We start from the raw sequence: 5,248 nt of genomic DNA, 5'->3' as shown, positions 1-5,248 counted from the left end.
AAGACTATTGAGAAGCTGGACGCGCGCAGAGGCATCCTGCATAGTCGTCGCCACCTAGCCGCCACACCACTCTTTAAGGGCATTCCCAACTTTCGTGCGCTACGCATAGCGATGCTCCAAGCCCCTACCCTAGCCGACCTGGACGATGTGCTAGCGCAGGTAGAGCCTCTGCTTCCTCAGACGGAGGGCTAGCTAGGCTAAAGGATCAGATGCGCCATAACGATAGCGCCAGCGACCGCCACGTTGAGCGACTCGCAATGACTATCGACGGGCGACGGGATCGTAATCCGCTGAGAAACTAGAGCAGAGAGCTCGGGCGAGATGCCATTGCCCTCATTGCCCAATACCAATATATAAGGTTGCTCAGGTGCCAGTCGTAACGTGCGAAGCGGTGCGCCATCAATGAAGGTTCCTATCACAGGTATCTCCGTCTGCGTTAGCATCGTGAGCAGAGCCGTCCTATCGGTGTAGCGATAGACTTGCACACGCGCCAAAGCGCCCATAGTTGCTTGTAACACCTTGGGCGAATAGATGTCTGCGCAGCCCTCGGTGCAGAGGACTTGTCTGATACCCATCCAGTCGCAAGTGCGTAGGAGCGTCCCGACATTGCCGGGATCCTGCACATCGTCTAGAAGGAGCGTGGGTTGTTGTAGCGCTTGAGGTGCCTCTACGGTTGGGATCTCGCAAAGAGCCAGTAGCGGACGAGGACTCTTCAGTCCACTCACCCGCTCTATCTGCTTCGGATCAGGCAGGATCACCGCCTCGGCAATGCTCTCTGGGCATCGCTCTAGCAGAGGCTCGACTAGCCCCTCTGTACCAACGAGTAGCTGGCAACGATAAGCTGGAAGCATCTCGCCGATAAGCTTCTCGCCCTCAGCGATAAATAGGTTGGACTGCTTGCGATACTTCGCCAGCTGCAAGCTTTTAATCAGCTTCACCTCAGCATGGGTGAGAGGGCGGTGCTCTATCTTCGTGCGCTCAGACATACTCTTATATTAAAGGTAGACAATCTCTTTGAAGGCGTAGCGTCGCTCCTCCCCCGTAGTGGTCGTTAGGACGAGCTGTCCCTGAGGGCTTACCTCCTGGATCGTTGCTTCAAACGGCTCCTCCGTGGCGACATCACGGTAGCGAGCCCGAATGCCTCGCTGGTAAAGGAGATCGTTGTACTCTGCGTGCAGTGCCGCATAGTCTTGACGAGCAAGCTGCTCCCCTAAGTGGCTTAGCATCTGGCGGAGGAAAGCTTTCACATCATAAGTCTGCCCCGTCACAAGACGCAAAGAGATCGCTTGCGGGAGCTCAGGCGGGAAAGCTCCCTCGTTGATATTCATTCCAATCCCAATAATCGTCTCTGCGACCGAGCCCTCGACCAGAGCGTTGTGGATCAGGATGCCGGCTATCTTGTGGTCATTGACGAAGATGTCGTTCGGCCACTTGATCTCAATCGTATCCTCGCTAGAAAGCTGCTCCTTGTAGCTCTTATAAACCGCAAGGGCGGTCGCCTCGCTGATAGACCAGATCTGCTGCAAAGGTCGATCTAGACGAAGGTATATCGAAGGGAGCGCATTGAGCCGAGGACTACTAAACCAACTATTGTTTAGCTGTCCTCGTCCCGCCGTCTGATAGTCCGTATGTATGACCGTCCCCGAGGGGAGGCTGGGCCTCTCCTGTAGGAGCTTGACCAGGTAGTCGTAGGTGCTCTCTATGGGATGGTCTAGTTCGGTTATCTCAAAGGAGATCTTGCTCATTCTGTGCTTGGTTGTAGATGTCTATTCCGAGAGGCAGGAGACGCTGCTGGATCTTCGGGAGCTTGCGCCACACCTGCGCATAGGAGTGACGTAAGAGCCGAGCGATCCACTCCTCAGACTCACTAGTCGGTAGCTCCAGCTGTATCCAGTGCTTCTTATTCAGGTGAAAGGCGGGCTGCAGGTCGCTATGCTGGTCTAGCAATGGCTCTATCAAGTCAGGGTTCACCTTGAGCGACACTATGCCTGGGTCATGCTCCAGCCACAGCAGCGCAAAGATGCGTCTCGATAGACGGTAGGTCACCACCTCTGGACCAAAAGGCGCATCCACCTCGCAGTAGGGCAACTGACGACAGAGCTCATCTATTTGGCTTATCCCATTCATTTCAGTACTTTTGTAACCAACCTTATGTAGAACCTCCACAAAGTTACATGAAAGTCCTTTACCTTGCCACACACAACGCTCACAAGCTCCTCGAAATCCAGTCAATGCTCGGAGATACTTGCGAAGTGCGCTCAGCCTCTTCGCTAGGACACTACACAGCTCCCGACGAAAGCGCCTCCACGCTCCTAGGCAATGCCACCATCAAGGCGCAAGCGCTCTACGACCTCTACCACAAGCCCTGCATTGCGGACGATACGGGGCTCTTTGTCGAGGCGCTAGGCGGTGACCCAGGCGTGCACTCAGCTCGATACGCTGGTCGTGACGGTGACGACGTGGCCAATAGGAAGCACCTTCTGGACTCCTTAGCCTCACACCCCGAGCCGTGGCGCGCTTACTTCGAGTGTGTCATCGTACTGATCGATAGTCAGGGCGAGCAGCACCACTTCGTGGGGCGTGTAGCGGGACGTATCATAGACCACGAGGAGGGCGCCGAAGGCTTTGGCTACGACAGTCTCTTCGTGCCAGAGGACTTTGACAAGACCTTTGCCATGATGAGTCCACAAGAGAAGAACGCCATCAGCCACCGCACACGAGCCGTTGACCAGCTCCGCACATACCTTACCCAGCACAGCCTATGAAAGCCTCCATACACCTACTCCTCCTCCCGCTCTTTCTGTGCACCCTCCCGCTAACAGCTCAAGAGCCACTGTGGCAGTGGCACCTAGCCATAGGAGATGTAGAGCTTGTCGCCGATCTGCCCGAGCAGGTACTCTTCACCACCGAGGGCGTCATCGGCACCGTCTCTCCAGAGCATCCCAATGAGATCCACCTCCTCGATGGCTTGACCCCTATCAGCGACCTAGACGCTCGTATGATCCGCTACTCGCCGAGCCACAAGGTCACCACCGTCTACTACGCTTCGGGGCGTATCGACCTCATCTACAGTGACCACATCTACAACCTTGTAGGCATCAGCGACAATAGCAACCTCAACGACAAGACCGCCACGCGCATCTTCTATTATAAGGAGTACGCCTTCATCGCTGGTCACTTTGGGCTCATGCAGATCGATCTCAACAATCATCAGATCGTTGCCACAGCCTTTCTAGGCAAAGAGGTGCTAGACGCCTTTGCTCTAGACGAAAAGCTCTATGCGCTAACCAAGGAAGGGCTACGCTCTAGTACCCTCTCGCAAAACCTCCAAGACCCCGCCTCATGGAGCCTCATCAGCGGTCTACCAGCAAAGGAAATGACCTCCATCACCGCCCTACCCGATGGCTCGCTCTGGTACATAGACAGCCTGAAGAACCTCTATCGCACCACGCTAACCCAAGCCAGTGCCACCCCTCAAATGATGGCGCAGAGTGGCTGGGCACAGCGTCTCTTCCCACTAGCCGATGGCGTTGCCGTCGCAGGCGCCGACTCACTACTCGTGTGGCGATCTAGAGGCGAACGCATACGCATCGACCTACCCGCCCGTCTGCAGAGTCTCTCAGGCGACAGCTCAGCAGATCGGCTATGGTTCACAGCGGGGGGCTCTCTCTACAAAGCCAACCTCGCCTCCGCCTCCGAGGGCAAAGTCTCTCTCGACAAGCTATCCCTCGAAGCCAATGCCCCGAAGGTCAACAAGCACTTCTACATCACCTTTCAGCATGGCAGGCTCTACTCCGTCAGCGGAGGGCGCAACTACGACGCCTTCTGGATACCAGGTCACATCCAGATCTACACCCCACCGCGATGGGACAACTGGACCTACTGGCAGATCGTCGAGCAGACCAACTACATCCCCGTCTACGACCTCGTCTCCATCGCCGTTGACCCGCATGACGCTAACCACTACTTCGTTGGTTCTTGGGGCGAGGGACTCTATGAGATCCAAGGGCGCTTGATCCTCAATCGATACACTCCAGACAATGCTCCATTCGTCAGAGCTTGGGACAATGACTCACCCACAGCACACAACGTCCGTGTCGGCTCGCTATGCTACGACCATAAGGGCAACCTATGGATGGCGCAAGGTCAAGGGTTGGTAGCCAACCCCCTCGTAGTGCGCACTCCTGATGGCACGATGAAAGCTATCTCGTACCCAGACATAGAGTTGGTCAACGCTTTCGGTCCTATGCTGGCTCTACCCAATGGTGTCAAGTGGCTACTCATATACCACCGCAGTGCTGATGGCAATAACGGCGTCTTCATCTTTGACGACAAGGGTACACCGCTAGATCAGTCAGACGATGAGTACCGCCTCGTCTCTAAGTTTGTCGATCGTACTGGCAAGGAGATTGCCGCCAAGTACTACTACGACCTAGCTCTAGATCCATCGGGTAGCCTTTGGATAGCTACTGACAAAGGTCCCATCTGCGTCGCCAATCCCAGTAGCTTCATCTCGCAAAGCTCCCCGCTAGCCTCTAGACCCGTAGGAGGACAGGAGCCCAACCTTTACTACGTCCTCGACAATATGCCCATCACCGCCATCGCCATCGATGCGCTCGGCAATAAGTGGTGCGGCACTGGATCAGACGGGCTCTACCTCCTCTCCTCCGACGGCACTCAGCTCCTAGCACACTACACCAAGGACAATAGTCCCCTACTCACCAACGACGTCCTCTCCCTCGCCATCGACAAGGAGCGAGGAGTCCTCTACATCGCCACCTCAGCAGGACTCGTCTCTCTCTATATAGGTCAGACGAGCGACTGGTCCGCACAGAGCAAAGAGGTCTACATCTACCCCAACCCGCTACGCCCCGAGGATCCAGACCTTATCACCCTCACCCAGCTCCCCGCAGGTACCACCGTACGCATCCTAGACGGTGCGGGCAATCTGATCTATCAGGAGGTAGCGCAGACCGGCGAGCTCACCATCACCACCCGCCTACCGAGCGGTGAGCGCTACCCCTCAGGCATTTACCACGCATTACTATCCGACAGCGAGGGCAAGCACAGCTACTCCATCCCCTTTGCCGTCATATAAACTATATCGCTTTTATGAAGAAACTTCTCTTTCCCTTACTCCTATTACTATCCAGCATGACGCTGGATAGTAATAGGAGTAAGGGAAAGAGAAGTTTATTCATAAAAGCGATATAGTTTATATGACGGCAAAGGGGATGGAGTAGCTGTG

5 protein-coding genes and 1 pseudogene are annotated in these 5,248 nt (G+C 55.4%); 3 read left to right on the top strand and 3 right to left on the bottom strand.

Translation table 11 applies throughout. From position 1 onward, the window contains the following. Positions 1-192: pseudogene (locus tag Q0X57_RS07395) on the top strand (tRNA dihydrouridine synthase DusB); the annotation flags it as partial. 5 nt (positions 193-197) lie between these two features. Here Q0X57_RS07395 and Q0X57_RS07390 read toward each other — a convergent pair. The 3 genes from Q0X57_RS07390 to Q0X57_RS07380 are packed head-to-tail and all read right to left on the bottom strand — an operon-like array spanning position 198 to position 2,127. After that, positions 198-986 (bottom strand): RNA methyltransferase, encoded by a 789-nt coding sequence (locus Q0X57_RS07390; RefSeq protein ID WP_297729712.1) that lies wholly within the window; start codon positions 984-986, stop codon positions 198-200. 9 nt (positions 987-995) lie between these two features. Beyond that, complete coding sequence (locus tag Q0X57_RS07385; RefSeq protein ID WP_297729709.1) at positions 996-1,745, bottom strand: biotin--[acetyl-CoA-carboxylase] ligase; 750 nt, start codon at positions 1,743-1,745, stop codon at positions 996-998. Continuing rightward, on the bottom strand, positions 1,726-2,127 hold the full coding sequence (locus Q0X57_RS07380; RefSeq protein ID WP_297729705.1) for an MmcQ/YjbR family DNA-binding protein: 402 nt from the start codon (positions 2,125-2,127) through the stop codon (positions 1,726-1,728). Before Q0X57_RS07380 ends, Q0X57_RS07385 begins: the two co-directional genes overlap by 20 nt. 47 nt (positions 2,128-2,174) lie before the next feature. On the opposite strand from Q0X57_RS07380, the gene rdgB reads away from it, so the two are divergent. Both rdgB and Q0X57_RS07370 read left to right on the top strand, forming a co-directional pair. Then, a complete protein-coding gene (gene rdgB / locus Q0X57_RS07375; protein WP_297729702.1) occupies positions 2,175-2,765 on the top strand; it encodes an RdgB/HAM1 family non-canonical purine NTP pyrophosphatase in 591 nt (196 codons plus the stop codon). After that, a complete protein-coding gene (locus Q0X57_RS07370) occupies positions 2,762-5,098 on the top strand; it encodes a hypothetical protein (protein ID WP_297729699.1) in 2,337 nt (778 codons plus the stop codon). The genes rdgB and Q0X57_RS07370 overlap by 4 nt, the downstream gene beginning before the upstream one ends. Positions 5,099-5,248: the final 150 nt, after the last annotated feature.

The organism is uncultured Porphyromonas sp., assembly GCF_947254915.1.
Classification (GTDB): domain Bacteria; phylum Bacteroidota; class Bacteroidia; order Bacteroidales; family Porphyromonadaceae; genus Porphyromonas.
The sequence above is the reverse complement of the archived record's forward strand: the minus strand, read 5'-3'. Positions and strand labels throughout refer to the sequence as shown.